This window comes from Pseudomonas sp. AM8 (genome assembly GCF_036346475.1).
Taxonomy (GTDB): Bacteria; Pseudomonadota; Gammaproteobacteria; order Pseudomonadales; family Pseudomonadaceae; genus Aquipseudomonas; species Aquipseudomonas marginalis.
In genome coordinates, this window is the sequence record NZ_JAOTNX010000001.1 from 654,773 (window position 1) to 673,795 (window position 19,023).

The 19,023-nt window shown below is 62.8% G+C and carries 18 protein-coding genes; 6 read left to right on the forward strand and 12 right to left on the reverse strand.

Annotation, left to right across the window (positions count from 1 at the left end):
• Nucleotides 1–114: 114 nt before the first annotated feature.
• From V3W40_RS03165 to V3W40_RS03200, 8 genes are all read right to left on the reverse strand, one after another.
• Nucleotides 115–1,287 (reverse strand): ABC transporter substrate-binding protein, encoded by a 1,173-nt coding sequence (locus V3W40_RS03165; RefSeq protein WP_330214425.1) that lies wholly within the window; start codon nt 1,285–1,287, stop codon nt 115–117.
• The gene (locus tag V3W40_RS03170) at nt 1,284–2,258 is read right to left on the reverse strand and encodes a CobW family GTP-binding protein (protein ID WP_065926583.1); all 975 of its coding nucleotides are present in this window, start codon (nt 2,256–2,258) and stop codon (nt 1,284–1,286) included. Before V3W40_RS03170 ends, V3W40_RS03165 begins: the two co-directional genes overlap by 4 nt.
• 111 nt (nt 2,259–2,369) lie before the next feature.
• Nucleotides 2,370–2,672, reverse strand: coding sequence for a hypothetical protein (locus V3W40_RS03175; RefSeq protein ID WP_065926584.1), 303 nt, complete (start codon nt 2,670–2,672; stop codon nt 2,370–2,372).
• 13 nt (nt 2,673–2,685) lie between these two features.
• Entirely contained in the window at nt 2,686–3,435 is a 750-nt protein-coding gene (locus tag V3W40_RS03180; protein WP_330214426.1) for an SDR family NAD(P)-dependent oxidoreductase, read from the reverse strand.
• Between the two features lie 138 nt (nt 3,436–3,573).
• Nucleotides 3,574–4,335 carry an SDR family NAD(P)-dependent oxidoreductase gene (locus tag V3W40_RS03185; RefSeq protein WP_065926586.1) on the reverse strand — a complete coding sequence of 254 codons (762 nt, stop codon included), beginning with the start codon at nt 4,333–4,335 and terminating at the stop codon, nt 3,574–3,576.
• A 10-nt stretch (nt 4,336–4,345) separates the two neighbouring features.
• The gene (locus tag V3W40_RS03190; RefSeq protein WP_065926587.1) at nt 4,346–5,686 is read right to left on the reverse strand and encodes an MFS transporter; all 1,341 of its coding nucleotides are present in this window, start codon (nt 5,684–5,686) and stop codon (nt 4,346–4,348) included.
• Between the two features lie 140 nt (nt 5,687–5,826).
• Nucleotides 5,827–6,705 (reverse strand): polysaccharide deacetylase family protein, encoded by an 879-nt coding sequence (locus V3W40_RS03195; RefSeq protein WP_003234086.1) that lies wholly within the window; start codon nt 6,703–6,705, stop codon nt 5,827–5,829.
• 11 nt (nt 6,706–6,716) lie between these two features.
• Nucleotides 6,717–8,048 (reverse strand): amidase, encoded by a 1,332-nt coding sequence (locus tag V3W40_RS03200; protein WP_330214427.1) that lies wholly within the window; start codon nt 8,046–8,048, stop codon nt 6,717–6,719.
• A gap of 336 nt (nt 8,049–8,384) precedes the next feature.
• Between V3W40_RS03200 and V3W40_RS03205 the strand changes: the two genes are divergently transcribed.
• From V3W40_RS03205 to cmoB, 6 genes are all read left to right on the forward strand, one after another.
• Complete coding sequence (locus V3W40_RS03205) at nt 8,385–9,374, forward strand: GntR family transcriptional regulator (protein ID WP_330214428.1); 990 nt, start codon at nt 8,385–8,387, stop codon at nt 9,372–9,374.
• A 120-nt stretch (nt 9,375–9,494) separates the two neighbouring features.
• The gene (lon, locus tag V3W40_RS03210) at nt 9,495–11,915 is read left to right on the forward strand and encodes an endopeptidase La (RefSeq protein ID WP_065926590.1); all 2,421 of its coding nucleotides are present in this window, start codon (nt 9,495–9,497) and stop codon (nt 11,913–11,915) included.
• 243 nt (nt 11,916–12,158) lie between these two features.
• Nucleotides 12,159–12,548, forward strand: a complete 390-nt coding sequence (locus V3W40_RS03215; RefSeq protein WP_330214429.1) for a protease inhibitor I42 family protein — start codon at nt 12,159–12,161, stop codon at nt 12,546–12,548.
• Nucleotide 12,549: 1 nt separating this feature from the next.
• Nucleotides 12,550–13,206, forward strand: a complete 657-nt coding sequence (locus V3W40_RS03220) for a lysoplasmalogenase (protein WP_330214430.1) — start codon at nt 12,550–12,552, stop codon at nt 13,204–13,206.
• Between the two features lie 35 nt (nt 13,207–13,241).
• On the forward strand, nt 13,242–13,985 hold the full coding sequence (gene cmoA, locus V3W40_RS03225; RefSeq protein ID WP_330214431.1) for a carboxy-S-adenosyl-L-methionine synthase CmoA: 744 nt from the start codon (nt 13,242–13,244) through the stop codon (nt 13,983–13,985).
• Nucleotides 13,982–14,938, forward strand: a complete 957-nt coding sequence (gene cmoB, locus V3W40_RS03230; RefSeq protein WP_065926594.1) for a tRNA 5-methoxyuridine(34)/uridine 5-oxyacetic acid(34) synthase CmoB — start codon at nt 13,982–13,984, stop codon at nt 14,936–14,938. Before cmoA ends, cmoB begins: the two co-directional genes overlap by 4 nt.
• 33 nt (nt 14,939–14,971) lie before the next feature.
• On the opposite strand, the gene tadA is transcribed toward cmoB, so the two are convergent.
• The 4 genes from tadA to recO form a co-directional block, all read right to left on the reverse strand.
• Nucleotides 14,972–15,469, reverse strand: coding sequence for a tRNA adenosine(34) deaminase TadA (gene tadA, locus V3W40_RS03235; RefSeq protein ID WP_053133694.1), 498 nt, complete (start codon nt 15,467–15,469; stop codon nt 14,972–14,974).
• Complete coding sequence (locus V3W40_RS03240; protein WP_330214432.1) at nt 15,469–16,851, reverse strand: multicopper oxidase family protein; 1,383 nt, start codon at nt 16,849–16,851, stop codon at nt 15,469–15,471. The genes tadA and V3W40_RS03240 overlap by 1 nt, the downstream gene beginning before the upstream one ends.
• 327 nt (nt 16,852–17,178) lie before the next feature.
• Nucleotides 17,179–17,922 (reverse strand): pyridoxine 5'-phosphate synthase, encoded by a 744-nt coding sequence (pdxJ, locus tag V3W40_RS03245; protein ID WP_065906925.1) that lies wholly within the window; start codon nt 17,920–17,922, stop codon nt 17,179–17,181.
• A gap of 51 nt (nt 17,923–17,973) precedes the next feature.
• Nucleotides 17,974–18,663 carry a DNA repair protein RecO gene (gene recO / locus V3W40_RS03250; RefSeq protein WP_074844002.1) on the reverse strand — a complete coding sequence of 230 codons (690 nt, stop codon included), beginning with the start codon at nt 18,661–18,663 and terminating at the stop codon, nt 17,974–17,976.
• Nucleotides 18,664–19,023 lie beyond the last annotated feature (360 nt).

A 19,023-nucleotide genomic window follows, 5' to 3' on the forward strand; every position in this document is an offset into this window, starting at 1 on the left:
AGACTGGACATTTTGTTTTAGCAGAGTAGCTGGGACAGAGCAGAAGCGCACCGAATAAAACCGGGGATTTAACTGTCATTTTATTGGCGACAACCGCTTGGCCATACCCGCCTGTCAGCTGCGGGCGCGCATGAAGTCCCCCCAACGCCGCACCAGATAGTTGTGCTCATCCATGACCGAGTTCCACACCGCAATATGCCCCATGCGCTGCTCATAGGAGCCGCCATCGCGCACCTCGCCGATATCGATCAACGGCAACCCATCACTGCCGAGCAGCTCCTCCCGCGCAGGCTTGCCGGCGTACCAGTAATCCCACTCGGCACTGCTCAGGTGATCACGGCTGCGCGCCGGGTTGCCGATGTAGTAACCCTGGCGCGCCATCACCGCGCCCGGCCAGCCGCACAACCACCAATTGAGGTACGCGTAGGCCGCGTCCAGCACCGGCCCCTGGGCATGGCGCGACAATGACAAGCCGCCGAACCAGGCGCGATAGCCTTCGCGGGGCACCGCCAGGCGGTATTTCACCCCGGCGCGGTGCAGGCGCATCAAGGTTGGCGACCACAGGCTCTGGATATCGATGCTCGGGCTGAGCATCAGTTGCGCCGCCTCTTCATCGTCGGACCAAAACGCAGCGAAATGCCCTTCCTTCTGCTTGCGCACCAGAATATCGGCGAGCACGTCGATCTCTTCGATGCTCATATTGCCGATGTCGTTGAAGCGCGCCAGCCCCGCGCCCTGTACCGCCAGCGCCGCATCCAGGGCGCCGATGGCGGCGTCGCTTTGCAGTGCCGTGCGGGCACGCCAGGCCGGGTCCAGCAGCCAGCCCCAGCTTTCGTTGCCGTGGCAAAAACCCTCGGGCAGGCGCTCGGGGCGGTAGGCAAAACTGTCCGCATTGTGGGTAAGGGGCAGCATGCTGATGCGTTCGGTGACGGTGCTGCCCAGGCTGCCATCGTGCTGCACGAACAACCGCTCACTGGGCACACTGCCGCTGCCCAGCCGGTCGTTGGGTGACAGGCGACCGCGCTTGGGCAAGTCGTTGATCTCGTGCCACAGCGCGATGCGCCGCGTGTCAATGGGCTGGATCGCCCGGGCCGGCCACACGAAGTCGACGTTGTGAAACCATTGGTCGTACAGGTCGTAGCTGTCGGGCTGCATCACTGCGATGCGCTGGGCCTGTTCCACATCGTGCACCTGGTACACGAGGCGAATCCCCAGTTCCTGTTCGGCGCGCACGCGCAGGCATTCGAGCAAAGTGACCGAGGTGCCGAGCACTCGTAAGGTGATCATTCGGCGAACCTCCGCGAGAACACCTCAAACGAGCGCTGCAGCAGCGCGGGGTCCAGGCCACGCAGGATAAACACCAGCCGAGATTGCCGCTCGGTGCCTGGCCACGTGGGCAGATGGACCGGGGCATGCAGGCAATGCTGCACGCCATGAATGACGATGGGGGCGTTACTGGCGTTCACGTTGAGCAGTCCTTTGACGCGAAGGATTCGTTCGCCGTGGCATCTTAACAGCATCGACAACCACACCCCGAAGCCGACCCAGTCCAGCGGCTGGTCAAAGGTCATACTGCACACTTGGGCCGCCCCATGGCTGGCGCTGGTGGTCTGGTGCAATTGCCAGCGGCTGACTTCCAGGGCGGGTTCGGCACTGCGCAGGCCTTCGCCGAGCAACAGTTGGTCGCCACTGTGGATAGCGTGGGTATCGAGGATCGGCGTACCGGTGTTGAGCGCCTGCAGGTGCGCACGCAGCGGTTCGCAGTCATCCACAAGATCAGTCTTGCTCAGCAGCAAACGGTCTGCGGCCGCAACCTGGGCCAGCCATTCCGGGTGCAGGCGTTCCTGCAACGCGGCGTGGCTGGCGTCGACCAGCGTCACCACCAGGCCGATATGAAAACGCCCGCGCAGTTGCACATCGTTGTTCAAGGTGGCGAGGATCGGGGCCGGGTCGGCCAGGCCGGTGGTCTCGAGGATCACCCGTTTGAACGCAGGAATTTCGCCACGCTCGCGGCGTTGCAACAGGCCGAGCAACGCGTCCTTGAGCTCGCCACGGATGGAGCAGCAAATGCATCCGCTGGGCAGCAGCACAGTGTTCGGCGCGACTTCTTCCACCAGCAGATGGTCGATGCCGATATCGCCGAATTCGTTGATCAGCAACGCGGTGTCGCCCAGGCTTTCGCCTTGCAGCAGGCGCTGGAGCAAGGTGGTCTTGCCACTGCCGAGGAAGCCGGTGATCACATTTAGAGCAATGCTCATATTTACCTCCACGCCCGGTAGGAGCGAGCTTGCTCGCGAAAAACCCGAGAGCGCCACGTACATCCAGACAACACGCGTTATCGTTGACGTTTTTCGCGAGCAAGCTCGCTCCTACAGTGGGGTGTTTTCCAGGTGGTCAAGCAGACGCGGATCAAGGGGATCCAGCGGCCGGCCGAGCATGGCTTCAGCTGCTTGCCACAGTTGATCCAAGCCGCTCGCCAGTGCCTGTTTACCGGTGGCGCCCAACAGCAGATAAGACGCGCCCTGGAAGTCTTCGACCTTGAGCCGGAACACCGCCAGCACCTGGTTGATCGCGGCGATACGGCGCAGGCGTTCGCGGCGCCTGGGCAATTCATCACCCAAGGGGTCGCTCCAGTGCAGGTCTTCGCCGAGCAATCCGCAGAGTCCGCACATGGCTACACCCCGCTCATGGCATGACATCGCCGGAGTTCGGGCCCAGGGTCTGGCCGACGAACAGGTTGCCACCCGGTTCACTGGCCAGCAGCACGGCGGTGGGCGCCACTTCGTCTGCCAGGCCGAAGCGCCCCAAGGGCAGCTCCTTGGCCTTGCCGCGCTTCCAATCGTCGCTGATACCGCCCACTAACGGCGTCTCGATCGGTCCGGGGGCGATGGCATTGACCAGCACATTGTCCTTGGCCACCTCCAACGCCAGGGACTTGGTAAAACCGATCACTCCAGCCTTGGCGGCAGCGTAGTGAGTCAGTTCGGCGCCGCCCTTGATACCCAGTTGCGAAGCCACGTTGATGATCCGTCCCCAACGCTGCGCGAGCATATGGGGCAAGGCACGTTGGCTGGCGACGAACACGCTGGTGAGGTCGACGCGCAGCATGTCGTTCCACATTTCGATGGACAGGTCGACGCAACGCGCCTGGGTGAGCATCCCGGCATTGTTGACCAGGATATCGATGCCGCCGAAGTGGTCGACGCAACGGTCGACACTGGCCTGGGCGCCTTCGACCGTGCCCACATCGGCCACGCACTCGACCACCTCGGCGCCCAGGTTACGGCAGGCGGTCGCGGTTTCGGCGAGGCTGGCGGAGTTGCGGTCGGCCAATAACAGGCGCGCGCCTTCAACGGCATAGGCGCGGGCGATGGCGGCACCGATGCCGCTGCCGGCGCCGGTGATCACGGCGCGGCGGTCAGTCAGTTGGAACATGTTAAATCTCCTGAAGCAAACACAGTTTCAATGTGGGAGGGGGCTTGCTCCGATAGCGGTGGTTCAGTTAGAACTACTGTGACTGACCCACCGCTATCGGGAGCAAGCCCCCTCCCACATTTGGATCGAGTACACCAGTCAGTCGGGCCAACGTACGGTCAGGCCGCCGTCGATAACGATGCTCTGCCCGGTCAAATAGCTCGACGCTTCACTGGTCAAGAACTGCACCAGCGACGCCACTTCATCCGCGCGCCCTACCCGCCCCAACGGAATCGCTCGCGCCGCTTTTGCCAGACCTTCCGGACCCAGCGAGTTCTTCGCATCCAGCGACTGCGGCGTCTCGATCAACCCCGGGATCACCGCATTGCAGCGAATGCCCAGGGGCGCCAATTCCACCGCCAGCGAACGGCACAACCCCGGCACACCGGCCTTGGCCGCAGCGTAATGGCTGTGGTCGTGCCAGCCATACACGCCGCCGGCAATCGAAGAGATCGCCACCAGCGCGCCGCCTTCGTTCATATGCCGCGTCGCCGCGCGGAAGGTGCGCATCACCCCGGTCAGGTCGACATTGAGCATCTCGTTCCATAACTCGTCGGTCATTTCCAGCAGCGGCGCACGGCGCAGCAAACCGGCGTTGGCCACCGCGTAATCCAGCCGACCGAAATGCTGTACCGCCTGTTCGGCGAGGGCGTCCACCGAGACGGTATCGCCCACGTCCAGCGGCAACATCAGGCACTCGCCCCCCGCCTCTTCCACCAACGACACGGTGGTGCCCGGGTCGTGGGGATCGGCCGGGTAATACCCGCCCACCACCGCCACGCCACAACGTGCATAGGCCACGGCGAGGGCTTGGCCGATGCCACTGGCGGCGCCGGTAATCAAGGCAACTTTACGGCTCATCGAACTCTCCTTACTGAACGGTTTCCGGACGCACATGGCGGGCGGCAAACATCAGGGCGCCGGACAAGAAGCACGGCAGCGCGCCGAACCACAGCGCGGCGGTCTGCCAGTCACTGCCGGCGGACAACACCTGGGTCGCACCAAAGCCCGCGACTACGGCACCAATCGGGCCCATGGCATGGATGATCGCGCCGCCGGTGGCGCGGATGCTGGTGGGGAAACTTTCACTGATAAAGAACAGCGCCGCCGAGTACGGCCCGATCAGGAAGAACAGGCCCAGGCTGTACAACCCGACCACCATCGGCATATTGCTTGGGCCAAACAGCATGCCGGCAAACGCCAGGCCGCCAAGCATCCAACCCAGGCCGATCACATTGCGACGGCCGATCTTGTCGCCCATCCAGCCGTGGCTGAGGTAGCCGCAGTAACCCACCAGGTTGGACAGCACGAGGATGATCAGCGAGTTCTCGAACGAGATGTGGTGCACGCTGACGATCACCGAGGTGCCGAGCACGCTGAACACCTGGATCGCTGCCCAGTTGAGCAGCAGCGCAGCGCCGATCACCAGGGTGGCGCGACGGGCCGGGCCACGGAAGGCCGCCTTGAGGCCGGCCTTGCTGTGTTCGTCGTAGTCCACACCGTAGGTCACGGCAACGTTTTGTGCTTCTTTCACCGCGCCGCTTTTACGCAACTGACTGATGCGCTGGTGGATCTGGAATTGCGGGCTCTCCTTGAGCTTGCGCGCCATGATCGCGATCACCACCGCCGGGATCGCGGCGAAGATGAAGCAACCCTGCCAGCCGATGATCGGCAGCAACAGCGCGGTCAAGCCGGCGGCGATCAACGCACCGACCGGCCAGCCGCCCTGCACGAGGCTGTAGATGAAGCCGCGGCGCTTGGTCAGTCGCGGGTCTTCCGAGGCGCCATACAGCTCGGTCAAATAGGTGGCGTTGACGGTTTCTTCGGCATACCCCAGGCCGCCCAGCGAACGAATCAGAATCAGCGGCGACTTGCCCCACGCCCCGCCAATGGCGGTCAGCGCCGAGCACAGTGCGGAACCGGCCACGGTGAAAATGATCCCTTTGCGCCGCCCCAGCTTGTCGACGATCGGCCCGATGGCCAAGGCAACCACGGCGGTACCCACCGCCACCCAGGTCGCGATTTCAGCCTGCTCCACTTCACCCCAGCCGAAGTGTCGGCCGATCTCCGGCAGCAAGGTGCCGAACAGGATGAAGTCGTACACCGCAAACACCCAGGCGAAAAACGCGATCCAGGTGGCGAAGCGCACTTCCTGGGACGTCAGTTGCCGGGGTTTCCAGCCAGTCAGGTCAAGCTTGTTGTAGATGGACATAATCGCGCCTCGGGAGGTGGAGTGGGCTTTCTGTAGGAGCGTGCTTGCTCGCGAAAATCGTCAACGATGACGCGGGCATCCTGAATGCACGCGGTGCTCTCAGGCTTTTCGCGAGCAAGCTCGCTCCTACAGGGTTGGGATCAGGTACGCGGTTGGCGGCGGATAAAGTCGTCGGCGATTTCGTCGAAGGTGACGAAGCGCACGCCGGCATGGCTCTGGATGTGTTCGATCAAGCGTTCAAGCATCAGCAGCACTTGCGGGCGGCCGGACACGTCGGGATGGATGGTCATGGTGAATACCGCGTGTTCGTGCTCGCGGTAGACCCAGTCGAACTGGTCGCGCCACATTTCTTCGAGGTGGCGCGGGTTGACGAAGCCGTGGCTGTTGGGGGCTTTCTTGATGAACATCATCGGCGGCAGGTCGTCGAGGTACCAGTTGGCCGGGATCTCCACCAGATCGGTTTCTTCGCCGCGCACCAGGGGTTTCATCCAGGTGTCGGGGTGCTGGCTGTAGTCGATCTTGGTCCAGCTGTCGCCCTTGCGCACGTAGTAGGGGTGGAAGTCGTTGTGCATCAGGCTGTGGTCGTACTTGATGCCTTTTTTCAGCAACAGCTCGTTGGTGACCTTGCTGAATTCCCACCACGGCGCGACGTAGCCGGTGGGGCGTTTGCCGGTGACTTGGGTGATCAACTCGATGGATTTATCGAGGACGATTTCTTCCTGCTCGGCGGTCATCGCAATCGGGTTTTCGTGGCTGTAGCCATGCACGCCGATTTCGTGGCCGGCGTCGGCCACGGCCTTCATCTGCTCGGGGAAGGTTTCCATCGAGTGGCCGGGGATAAACCAGGTGGTGCGCAGGCCGTAGCGCTCGAACAGTTTGAGCAGGCGCGGCGCACCGATTTCACCGGCGAACAGGCCGCGGGAGATGTCGTCGGGCGAGTCTTCGCCGCCATAGGAACCGAGCCAGCCGGCGACGGCGTCGACGTCGACGCCAAATGCACAGAGGATGTCTTTAGCCATGGTGTGTCTCCTTAAAAGTTAAGTACGGACTCGACGGACAAGGCCGCGCGCAACAGCCGCGCGTCTTCTCCGCTCGGGGCGCTCAGCAGCAGCCCGGTGGGCAGGCCCTGGGCATCGCGGCCACTGGGTAAGCTGACGCCTGGCATGTCGAGAAAGCTGCCGGGCATGGTCAGGCGCAGGGTGGCGAGGTTGGTTTTGACGAACAGTTCGTCGTCGGCCTCAAGCGGTGCCAACGCCGGGGCGACATGGGCGACGGTGGGGGTGATCAGGATCGCGCCGTCAAGCGCGTCGAGCAGTTGCTGTTGCAGGCGACGGCGTGCGTCGGTCAGGTGGATCAACTGGCTGGCCGGCAATGCGCGCGCGGCTTCAAGGCGGCGGCGCACACGGGGGTCGAGGTGTTCGGCGTCAGCACTGTCGAGCAGGTCCTGGTGCAGGGCGAAGGCTTCGAACGCGCCGAGCCAGCCTTGGTGCTTGATCAGGTCCAGGGTGGCCTGGAACGGGGTGCTTTCACGCTCTTCAATCAGCGCACCGTCCGCCTTCAGTCGCTCAACGGCGCGCAGCAGGTTGTTGCGCACGGCAGGCTCCACGTCAGCCAGCACACCCTGTTCCAACACAAAACGCTGCCCTTTCAGGCGACGGGCACTGTGCTGCCGGGCACGGCCATGGAGCAGGTCGTCGATGGCCAAGGCATCGCGCACGCTGCGGGTCAACGGGCCAAGGCTGTCGAGGGAACGGGCCAGGGGAAACACACCGTCGCGACTGTAGCGTCGGCTGCTGCTGCGGTACCCCACCAGGCCGTTGAGCGCTGCCGGAATGCGGATGGAGCCTGCGGTGTCGGTGCCCATGGCGATCGGCACGATACCGGCCGCAACCGCCACCGCCGACCCGGACGACGAGCCGCCGGGAATGCGCGCCTGGTCCGTGCCATGGGGATTGTGCGGCGTGCCGAAATGCGGGTTCAGGCCCAAACCGGAATAGGCGAGTTCGCTGAGGTTGGTCTTGCCGACGCTGACCATCCCGGCACGGCACAACAGGCCCACGCTGGGGGCGTCGAGCAACGCGGCGGGCGCAGTACGGCGGTAAGCGGCGCCGGCGGTGGTGATGCTGCCGGCTACGTCGAACAGGTCTTTCCAGGCCAGGGGCACGCCATCGAACACGCTCAAGGGCTGGCCGGCACGCCACCGGGCGGCGGACGCTTCGGCTTCACGGCGGGCGCGCTTGGCGGTCAGGGCAATAAATACGCTGGTCGAGCGGCTCGCTTGATCGAGTGCCTGCTCAAGGACTTGCACCGGGTCGCTGCGACCGCTGGCGAAATCCTCGGCCAGTGAAGTGGCGTCTGACATCAGGGAAACCTCATAAAACGTACATATTAATAAAATGTACATTTTACAAAGGCAGCTTTCGTGCCAGTCTCTGCGTAGCGCTCTTGGCGCGATTACGCATTCTTACCCAGAGCTACAGGATAGATGGTGTTGATCGATGGAAAAAAATCTTGCGCCACGGTTACGAAGCGTCCTCAATGAAATAATGTATCTTTTATTAATAAGTACATTTTGGTGCAGAAAAGTAACATTCCTACATTCAAGGCCCCAAAAAAGTGCCACCGACGTGGCGCAGAGTGACAGGCGCAACTTATGAGAGAATCCCCGGCCATCGTCCTACATGCCTTTGAGAAATCGATGAAAGCAGTGTCCGCCTCGGCCTCCCGTTACGCGATGATTCACCAGGTGTTGCGCGACGCGATCGTCAATGGCACTGCCCGCCATGGCCTGGTATTGCTGGAAGCGCCCCTGGCCGAGCTGTTCGGCACCAGCCGCGTGCCGGTGCGCAAGGCGCTGGACCTGCTGCACGCTGAGGGCTTGATCTGCCGTTTCAACGGCCGGGGCTACCTGATCAACCCCGACGGCCTGGCCATGGAGCCGTTGCGCCTGCCCTTGAGCCATGGGCACCTGGGCCTCAATGGCGAGGCCGAACTGGTGGACACCCGGCCGCTGGGCGAGCGCATCGTCGAGGAAATCGGCGCGGCGCTGTCCACCTGTATCGCCTTTGGCCATTACCGCCTGGATGAGCAAGCCGCCGCCGACCACTACGGCGTCAGCCGCGCGGTGGTGCGTGAAGCGCTGATGCGCCTGCGCGACCGCGGCCTGGTGGAAAAAGAGCCCTATTCCCAATGGCTGGCGGGGCCCCTGACCGCGCGGGAAGTCACCGAAGATTACGAACTGCGCGCCTGCCTGGAACCCGAAGCCCTGCGCCAGAGTGCCCCGAACCTCGACCGCGACATGCTGGAAGCCATGCTGCAGCGCGTGCTGGATGCCCAGGACAGCCCCCAGTGCAGCCTGGAAGCCATCGAGCAGATCGAAGAGGACCTGCACCAGCGCTGCCTGGCCGGCCTGCAAAACCGCAAGATTGCCGCGCTGATTCGCCAGGGCCAGAGCCCGATGATCATCAGTCGGATTTTTTACCGATTGCTGGGGATCGGCGCTGATCCGGCGATGCTTGCCGAACATCGATTGATTCTGGAGCTGCTGCTGCATGGCGCATTCGATGCGGCGGCGTTGAACCTGCGCGAGCATTTGCAGCGGGCGCGGCAGCGGATGTTGCAGCGCCTGAAAGTGCTCTCGGTGCTGCCAGAACAGCCACTCCCCACCTACCTCCACAAAATCAGCTGACCCATATTGACCAATGTCGCCGCAGTAATTTCCTGCAATATGTTGCTATCTCACCCCCACCATTGAAACCACTGCTGCCCCGCCCCATCTAAGCTGCATACTTCCTTATGCAGGTGCCCCATGAGCGACCAGCAAGAATTCCCTGATTACGACCTCAACGATTACGCCGACCCCGAAAACGCTGAAACCCCTTCGTCCAATACCGGCCTGGCCCTGCCTGGGCAAAACCTGCCGGACAAGGTCTACATCATCCCGATCCACAATCGGCCGTTCTTCCCGGCGCAAGTGCTGCCGGTGATCGTCAACGAAGAGCCGTGGGCCGAGACCCTGGAGCTGGTGAGCAAATCCGACCATCACTCCCTGGCCCTGTTCTTCATGGACACGCCGCCGGAAGATCCACGCCATTTCGACACCTCCGCCCTGCCGCTGTACGGCACCCTGGTGAAGGTGCACCACGCCAGCCGCGAGAACGGCAAGCTGCAATTCGTCGCCCAGGGCCTGACCCGCGTGCGGATCAAGACCTGGCTCAAGCACCACCGCCCACCGTACCTGGTGGAAGTGGAATACCCGCACCAGCCGAGCGAGCCGACCGACGAGGTCAAGGCCTATGGCATGGCGCTGATCAATGCGATAAAGGAACTGCTGCCGCTCAACCCGCTGTACAGCGAAGAGCTGAAGAACTACCTCAACCGCTTCAGCCCCAACGACCCGTCGCCCCTCACCGACTTCGCCGCCGCGCTGACCTCGGCCACAGGCAATGAGCTGCAGGAAGTGCTGGACTGCGTGCCGATGCTCAAGCGCATGGAAAAAGTCCTGCCGATGCTGCGCAAGGAGGTGGAAGTCGCGCGCCTGCAAAAAGAACTCTCCGCCGAGGTGAACCGCAAGATCGGCGAACACCAGCGCGAGTTCTTCCTCAAGGAACAGCTCAAGGTCATCCAGCAGGAACTGGGCCTGACCAAGGACGACCGCAGCGCCGACGTCGAACAGTTCGAGCAACGCCTGGAAGGCAAGGTGCTGCCGGCCCAGGCGAAAAAACGTATCGATGAAGAACTGAACAAACTGTCGATCCTCGAAACCGGCTCGCCGGAATACGCCGTCACGCGCAATTACCTGGACTGGGCCACCTCGGTGCCCTGGGGCGTGTATGGCGAGGACAAACTCGACCTCAAGCACGCACGCAAGGTGCTGGACAAGCACCATGCCGGCCTGGATGACATCAAGAGCCGCATCCTCGAGTTCCTCGCGGTGGGCGCCTATAAAGGCGAGGTCGCTGGCTCCATCGTGCTGCTGGTGGGCCCGCCGGGCGTGGGCAAGACCAGCGTGGGCAAGTCCATCGCCGAGTCCCTCGGGCGGCCGTTCTATCGCTTCAGCGTCGGCGGCATGCGCGACGAGGCCGAGATCAAGGGCCATCGCCGCACCTACATCGGCGCCCTGCCGGGCAAGCTGGTGCAGGCGCTCAAGGATGTGGAAGTGATGAACCCGGTGATCATGCTCGACGAGATCGACAAGATGGGCCAGAGCTTCCAGGGCGATCCGGCTTCGGCACTCCTGGAAACCCTCGACCCGGAGCAGAACGTCGAATTCCTCGACCACTACCTGGACCTGCGCCTGGACCTGTCCAAGGTGCTGTTCGTGTGCACCGCCAACACCCTGGACTCGATTCCCGGCCCGCTGCTGGACCGTATGGAAGTGATTCGCCTGTCGGGCTATATCACCGAAGAAAAAGTCGCCATCGCCAAACGCCACCTGTGGCCAAAACAGCTGGAAAAAGCCGGCGTTTCGAAAAACAGCCTGAGCATCAGTGACGGCGCCCTGCGCGCACTGATCGACGGGTACGCCCGTGAAGCCGGGGTGCGCCAGCTGGAGAAACAACTGGGCAAACTGGTGCGCAAGGCGGTGGTCAAGCTGCTGGACGAACCGAACTCGGTGATCAAGATCGGCAACAAGGACCTGGAAAGCTCCCTCGGCATGCCGGTGTTCCGCAACGAACAGGTGCTGTCGGGTACCGGCGTGATCACCGGCCTGGCCTGGACCAGCATGGGTGGCGCGACCCTGCCGATCGAGGCGACCCGTATCCACACCCTCAATCGCGGCTTCAAGCTCACCGGGCAGCTGGGTGAGGTGATGAAAGAGTCCGCCGAAATCGCCTACAGCTACATCAGCTCCAACCTGAAGTCGTTTGGCGGCGATCCGAAGTTCTTCGACGAAGCCTTCGTGCACTTGCACGTACCGGAAGGCGCCACGCCGAAGGACGGCCCGAGCGCCGGGGTGACCATGGCCAGCGCGCTGCTGTCCCTGGCGCGCAATCAAGCGCCGAAAAAAGGCGTGGCCATGACCGGCGAACTGACGTTGACCGGGCATGTGCTGCCGATTGGCGGGGTACGCGAGAAGGTGATTGCGGCGCGCCGCCAGAAGATTCACGAGCTGATTTTGCCGGAGCCCAATCGCGGCAGTTTTGAAGAGTTGCCGGAGTACCTGAAGGAAGGCATGACCGTGCACTTTGCCAAGCGCTTTGCGGATGTGGCGAAGGTGCTCTTCTGATACCTCATTAGCCCGAGTGGGCCCCTGTGGTGAGCAGGTTTGCCCTGCGTTGGGCTGCGCAGCAGCCCCGAAACTGACGACCCTGTTCTTTCAGAAAGAATGGGGGTCTTTTTAAGAGGGGCTGCTTCGCAGCCCAACGCAGGGCAAGCCTGCTCGCCACAAACGGCACCCGGCAGCCCTCTTGTCACACCTTGTCTCATCTTCGGTTATGCTCGGTCTTCGTCGCCAAACAACGGAGCCCCCATGATCGCCGCCCGCCTGCTTCTCCCCCTGAGCCTTTGCCTGCTCGCCGCCTGCGCCAGTGCGCCGAAGCAAAACGTCACCGTGGACAACCAGAGCGCCTGCCCGCTGCAACTCAAGACCGGGCAAAACCTGATCCTCACCCTGCCGAGCAACCCCACCACCGGCTACCGCTGGGCCATCCAGGATTCCGCCGGCGGCGTATTGCGGGCCCTGGGCCCCGAGGTGTACAGCAGCTCGGAATCCGGTGTGATCGGCGGCGGCGGCCAGTCCACCTGGCGCTTCCAGGCATTCGCGGCCGGCCAGGGGCGGTTGCGCCTGACCTCCCAGCAACCCTGGGAACCGGAAGCCGAACCCGCCGAGACCTTCGACTGCGCCATTACGGTGAACTGATATGCCATGGCTGATTCTTGCGTTGATGGGCGCCGGCACGTTTATCTACGGCCTGAGCACCCATGCCACGTTGCTGTGCCTGCTGGTCAAGCCGCTGCCGGTGCTGGCGCTGCTGGGCTGGCTGCATGACGCGCCGCCGACCGAGTATCGACGCTGGATCAGCCTCGGGCTGATTTTCTCCCTGGTCGGCGATGTATTGCTGGCCTGGCCGGGCGACCTGTTTATCTTCGGCCTCGGCGCCTTCCTGTTTGCCCACCTGGCCTACCTCAAAGCCTATTGCAGCGACTGCCGCCGCCTGGCGCTGCTGCCGTTGGCGTTGGCGCTGGGCGTGGGCGCGGTCCTGCTGAGCATCCTGATCTCCCATGGCCTCGGTGAACTGCTGATACCGGTGGTGATTTACGCACTGGTGATCAGCGCCATGCTCTGGCGCGCGCTGGCACGTGTGGGCAGCGATGTACCGAAACGCTCGGCGCTGCTGGCGGCGGCTGGCGCGGTGTCGTTTGTGTTTTCCGACACGCTGATCGGCATCAATCGGTTTGTGCTGTCATTCGACGCCGCGCCGTATTTGTTGATCGTCACCTACTGGCTCGGACAGTGGGGCATCACCGCCTCGGCTTTCCATCAGACAACCCGCGCACACGAGGGCCAACTTGGCTAAAATGCCGGCCTTTCCCCTTCGTCGCCGGAACAACCGTGAGCAAAGAACCCGATCGCCTATTCGCCCAGCCCCTGCCCCAGGTGCCGGACTTCGCCTTTAACGAGGACGTGGTGCGGGTGTTCCCGGACATGATCAAGCGTTCGGTGCCCGGTTACCCGACGATTGTCGAAAACCTCGGCGTGCTTGCAGCGCAGTTTGCCCAACCACACAGCGTGCTCTACGACCTGGGCTCGTCCCTGGGAGCGGTGACCCAGGCCTTGCGCCGTCATGTGCGCACCGACGGTTGCCGCGTGATCGCGGTGGATAACTCGGCGGCCATGGTCGAGCGCTGCCGCGAATACCTCAATGGCCAGGACTCGATGTTCCAGGAGCTGCTGCCGGTCGAGGTGATCGACGGCGACATCCTCGCGCTGCAGTTCCAACCGGCCTCGGTGGTGGCGTTGAACTTCACCCTGCAATTTATCGCCCCGGATGAGCGCCTGGCGTTGCTCGGGCGTATCCGCCAGTCGTTATTGCCCGGCGGCGCACTGATCCTTTCGGAAAAGCTGCGCTTCAACGACCTGGAAGAACATGCGCTGCTCACCGACCTGCATATCGCGTTCAAACGCGCCAACGGCTACAGCGAACTGGAAATCGCCCAGAAGCGCAGCGCCATCGAAAACGTCATGAAGCCCGACAGCCTCAAAGAACACCGCGAACGCCTGCTGGCGGCCGGGTTTTCGAAAGTCGTGCCGTGGTTCCAGTGTCTTAACTTTGCCTCGTTGATTGCCTTGCCATGATTGATCTGTCCCCCCTCGCCCGCCATCTGGTCGGTACCCCCCTGGCTGTATGGGCCCAAGGCCTGCAAGCGCAGCTCGATAGCAAGATGGAAAAGGGTCATGGCGACCTGGAGCGTTGGCAGAGTGCCCTGGACGCGCTGCCCAAGATCCAGCCCAGTGAAGTCGACTTGCTCAATGGCCTGGTGCTGGACACCGATTGCGACGACGCCACCCGCGCGCAGATGCACACCGCGCTGATGGGCTTGAGCCCGTGGCGCAAGGGCCCGTTCCACCTGTTCGGCGTGCATGTGGACACCGAATGGCGCTCGGACTGGAAGTGGTCGCGTGTGGCCCCGCACCTGGACCTGAAGGGCAAGCGTATTCTCGATGTCGGTTGCGGCAACGGTTACTACATGTGGCGCATGCTCGGCGCCGGGGCCGACAGCGTGATTGGCGTCGACCCGAACTGGCTGTTCTTCTGCCAGTTCCAGGCCGTACAGCGTTACCTGTCCGAACCCAAGGCCTGGCACCTACCGTTCCCGTTTGAAGATCTGCCGGCGAACCTGGAAGGCTTCGACACGGTGTTTTCCATGGGGGTGTTCTATCACCGCCGCTCGCCGATCGAGCATTTGCTGGCGCTGAAGGACACCTTGGTCAAGGGCGGCGAACTGGTCCTGGAAACCTTGGTGGTGGAAGGCGACCAGCAACAGGTGCTGGTGCCGGAAGACCGTTATGCGCAGATGCGTAACGTGTGGTTCCTGCCCTCAGTGCCGGCGTTGATGCTGTGGCTGCGGCGTGCCGGGTTCAGTGATGTGAGGTGCGTGGATGTGAGCGTGACCACGGTGGAGGAACAGCGCGGGACGGCGTGGATGAAGTATCAGTCCCTCAGCGACTTCCTCGATCCACAGGATCACTGCAAGACGATTGAAGGGCTGCCGGCGCCGATGCGGGCGGTGATCATCGCTAAAAAGTAAGCCCCCAAACTCCCTGAAAAAATGAAGTGTTCTTTAGAGCGGGGGCTTGGCTCGGCGGGCCTTGAAGAATTCGCTCAACACCGTGCCGCACTCCTCGGCCAGCACCCCGCCTTCAAACAACACCCGATGGTTAAGAAACCCTTGGGTAAAAAACTGCCCCTGGCTTTGCACGATCCCCGCTTTCGGCTCCAACGCGCCATACACCACCCGCGCGATGCGTGAATGCACGATCAGCCCGGCGCACATGCTGCACGGTTCCAGGGTCACGTACAGCGTACTGCCCGGCAGTCGGTAGTTGCTGACAGCCTGCGCAGCGGCGCGAATGGCGACCATTTCGGCGTGGGCACTAGGGTCATTGCCGCTGATCGGGCAGTTGAAGCCGCGACCGATGATTTCACCGTCCTGCACCAGCACCGCGCCCACCGGCACTTCGCCCAGCGCCGCGCCTTGGGCGGCAAGCGCCAGGGCTTCGCGCATGAAATCCTGATCGCGGCTGCGGTCGATAATCGCCGTGGGGCGAAACTGGCGCATCACGCCACCTCGATGGCGGCCATCAGGCCGGTTTCCATGTGGTCGATCACATGGCAATGGAACATCCACACCCCTGGGTTATCCGCCACCAAGGCCACTCGAGCACGTTCGTTCTTGCCCAGCAGGTAAGTGTCGGTGAAGTACGGGATCACCTTATGGCGGTTCGAGGCGATCACCTTGAAGCTCATGCCGTGCAGGTGGATCGGGTGCTGGTACTGGGTCATGTTCTTAAATTCGAAAATGTAGCTCTTGCCTTTTTCCAGCTTGGCAATCGGGCGGTCGGCGCAGGTCTTGTCGGTGATGTCCCAGGCCTGGCCGTTGATCTGCCACAGGCTCGGCGGCTTGCCATTATCGACATTCACCGACACTGAACCGACCCACTCGAAATTGAAGTTGAGTTTCTCCGCATTGGCCAGGTCAGGCTCGGCAATCGGGTTGGCGGGCAATGCCGGGGGCCATTCGGTCGGTGCATCGGTGTTGACGACTGAGCGGAAAGTGCCCAGGCGCACCGGGCCGTTACGGATCGACAGTTCTTCGCCCGCCGGCGGCGCCTTGATCGCGAGGCAGATGCGCATGCCCGGACCCAGCCAGTATTCCTTGCCCAGCGGGCGTGGTTCGACGGGGTTGCCGTCCAGCGCGTAGATCTGCGCTTCGACGTCAGGGATGTTGATGCGATAGGTCAGGGTGTTGTCGAGGTTGAGCAGGCGCACACGGGTGATCTGCCCGGCAGGCAGGTCGATCACCGCCTGGGATACACCATTGATGGTCGACAACCGCCCGGCCGTGCCCCCGCGCGCGGCCTCACGGGGAATGCTGAAGGCGACAAAGGCGCCCTCTTCGTCCACATGCCAGCTCTTCAGGCTCAGGGTGCGTTCGTGCTTGAACCCGGTGGGTTCGCGTTCTTCGATAATCAGCGGGCCGACCAGGCCGCGGCCGAGTTCTTCGCTGCTGTTCACATGGGGGTGGTACCAGTAGCTGCCGGCGTCGGGCACGCGGAATGTGTAGTCGAAGTATTCGCCGGGCAGCACCGGCAATTGCGAGACGTAGGGCACGCCGTCCATTTCCAGCGGCAGGCGGATGCCGTGCCAGTGGATCGTGGTGGCGACCGGCAGGTGGTTGATAAAGCGCACCCGCAGCCACTCACCCTGGCGCACCCGCAACTCGGTGCCCGGTGCCGAAGGGCCGAAGGCCCAGGCCTGGGTCTTGTGCCCCGGCACCAGTTCTACGTCGAGCGGCGCGGCGATCAGTTCGTAATCATGCCCCGCTTCGGCTTCGGCGACTTTCCCCAGCCAGTAGCGGTAGGCGCCACCGGCACCGACGCCCACTACGGCCAGGCCTGCAAGACCACCCAGGATTTGTCGACGGGAAAAGGATCGGGACACAACAACCTCACGTATCTGCCGCAGGCACAGGGCCTGCAAAGGGCAGATACGATACACCTGCATTGGCTAAACAGTAAGGCTTCGCATGTGGGAGGGGGCTTGCCCCGATAGCCATAGGTATCTACACATCTTTGGTGAAAACCTACCCTTAGCGAACGAGGCCCTTGTGGTGAGCGGGCTTGCCCCGCTCACCACAGGGTTTTGTGCCTGCCTCTAAGAGTTGTGTAGATACCTATGCCCCGATAGCAGTGTGTCAGCCACCACCTTTATGGCTGATACACCGCTATCGGGGGCGAGCCCCCTCCCACATTGGATTTTCAGTGTTTTTTAGGCCTTGGCAGCAGCCAGGATCAGGGCTTTCATCTCGGCCACCGCGCCTTTGAAACCGACGAACAGCGCGTGGGCTACCAGCGCGTGGCCGATGTTCAGCTCGTTGATGCCCTTGATCGCAGCCACTGCTTCGACGTTGTGGTAGTGCAGGCCGTGGCCGGCGTTGACGATCAGGCCTTCATTGAGGCCGCAGTTCACACCGTCAATGATGCGCTGCAGTTCATCCGCCACTTCGGTCGGTGTGGTGGCGTCGGCGTAACGGCCGGTGTGCAGTTCGATGGCCGGCGCGCCGACACGGCGGGACGCTTCGATCTGACGTTCGTCGGCGTCGATGAACAGTGACACTTCGCTGCCGATCTTCGACAGGCGCTCCACCGCGGCCTTGATCCGCGCTTCCTGGCCGGCCACGTCGAGGCCGCCTTCGGTGGTCAGTTCCTGGCGGGTTTCCGGGACCAGGCAGATGTGCGCCGGGCGAATGCGCTCGGCGAAGGCCATCATTTCTTCGGTGACGCCCATCTCGAAGTTCATGCGGGTTTGCAGCACGTCCTTGAGCAGCAGCACATCGCGCTCCTGGATGTGGCGGCGGTCTTCGCGCAGGTGCACGGTGATGCCGTCGGCACCCGCTTCTTCGGCGTCCAGCGCGGCCTTGACCGGGTCAGGGTAACGGGTGCCCCGGGCCTGGCGCAGGGTAGCGACGTGGTCGATGTTGACGCCAAGAAGAATGCGATTGCTGGTGGTCACGGAAGCGCTCCTGAAAAGGGGAAGAAACGCTGCACAGCATACACGGGGATGTCAGGGCTTTCGAAACAACTCGCGACTGACCAGCGGCCGTCCGCCTAAGTGCACGGCCAGGGCCTGGCGCATCAAGCGCTTGGCGGCGGACAAGGCACCGGGGGCGCTCCAGTCGGCCTCGCTCATGGCCAGCAGCTCGGTGCCCTGGAACAGTCCCGGTTGCAGCAGGTACACACGCTCCAGGCCCGCATCCACCTGCAGGCGATACATGCCGTCGGCGGCGACGGGGTCGCCGTGCAGGTCGTTGTGCAGTTCGAAGCCGTAGCCCAGGTCGTCGAGCAGGCGCCATTCGAAGGCGCGCAACAGCGGCTCCAGGGGGCGGCCCTCGGCCAGGGCCAGCAAGGTGGCGGCGTAGTGATCGAAGACCGCCGGGTGCGGGTCTTCGGCGGGCAACAGGCGGATCAGCAGTTCATTAAGGTAGAGGCCGCTGAACAGTGCATCGCCATTGAGCCAGGCGGACGTGCCGACGCTTTCCAGGCGGCCGACGTTCTTCAACTCGCCCTTGCCGCGAAACTCCACGTCCAACGCCACGAAAGGTCGCGCCAATGTCCCCGCCTTGCCCCGCGCGCTACGCAACACCGCGCGCAGGCGGCCTTGGGGCGTAAGGAAATCCACCAGGGCGCTGGTCTCGCGGTAGGCGCGGCTGTGCAGGACGTAGGCGAGTTGGCTGATGGGTTGGGATTGGGACATGGGTTCTCTATCTTGAAAACAACACAAACCTAATGTGGGAGGGGGCTTGCCCCCGATGGCAGTGTGTCAGTCATTTATTGGTTAACTGACCCACCGCTATCGGGGCATAAGTATCTACACAACTTTTTTCAGCGGCCTGTGGCGAGGGAGCTTGGGCCCGTGGCGGCCTTCGGGCCGACCATGTCGTTGGATTTGACCGAGTACATATCCGTTGCTGCGGTAACGGCCACTTAGGGTTACGCCCTTACGGCGTGTCACTTTTGTAAAGGCACAAAAGTAACCAAAAGGCCTTCGCCCCAAATCAAAAACAAGACGAGGCGGCCTTAAAGCCGACCTGATCTTTGAAGCGTACGCGGTGTG

Coding starts and splice junctions, on each gene's coding strand:
- V3W40_RS03165 (WP_330214425.1), bottom strand. CDS start 1,287: ATGATCACCTTACGAGTGCTCGGCACCTCGGTCACTTTGCTCGAATGC.
- V3W40_RS03170 (WP_065926583.1), bottom strand. CDS start 2,258: ATGAGCATTGCTCTAAATGTGATCACCGGCTTCCTCGGCAGTGGCAAG.
- V3W40_RS03175 (WP_065926584.1), bottom strand. CDS start 2,672: ATGTGCGGACTCTGCGGATTGCTCGGCGAAGACCTGCACTGGAGCGAC.
- V3W40_RS03180 (WP_330214426.1), bottom strand. CDS start 3,435: ATGTTCCAACTGACTGACCGCCGCGCCGTGATCACCGGCGCCGGCAGC.
- V3W40_RS03185 (WP_065926586.1), bottom strand. CDS start 4,335: ATGAGCCGTAAAGTTGCCTTGATTACCGGCGCCGCCAGTGGCATCGGC.
- V3W40_RS03190 (WP_065926587.1), bottom strand. CDS start 5,686: ATGTCCATCTACAACAAGCTTGACCTGACTGGCTGGAAACCCCGGCAA.
- V3W40_RS03195 (WP_003234086.1), bottom strand. CDS start 6,705: ATGGCTAAAGACATCCTCTGTGCATTTGGCGTCGACGTCGACGCCGTC.
- V3W40_RS03200 (WP_330214427.1), bottom strand. CDS start 8,048: ATGTCAGACGCCACTTCACTGGCCGAGGATTTCGCCAGCGGTCGCAGC.
- V3W40_RS03205 (WP_330214428.1), top strand. CDS start 8,385: ATGAAAGCAGTGTCCGCCTCGGCCTCCCGTTACGCGATGATTCACCAG.
- lon (WP_065926590.1), top strand. CDS start 9,495: ATGAGCGACCAGCAAGAATTCCCTGATTACGACCTCAACGATTACGCC.
- V3W40_RS03215 (WP_330214429.1), top strand. CDS start 12,159: ATGATCGCCGCCCGCCTGCTTCTCCCCCTGAGCCTTTGCCTGCTCGCC.
- V3W40_RS03220 (WP_330214430.1), top strand. CDS start 12,550: ATGCCATGGCTGATTCTTGCGTTGATGGGCGCCGGCACGTTTATCTAC.
- cmoB (WP_065926594.1), top strand. CDS start 13,982: ATGATTGATCTGTCCCCCCTCGCCCGCCATCTGGTCGGTACCCCCCTG.
- tadA (WP_053133694.1), bottom strand. CDS start 15,469: ATGCGCCAGTTTCGCCCCACGGCGATTATCGACCGCAGCCGCGATCAG.
- recO (WP_074844002.1), bottom strand. CDS start 18,663: ATGTCCCAATCCCAACCCATCAGCCAACTCGCCTACGTCCTGCACAGC.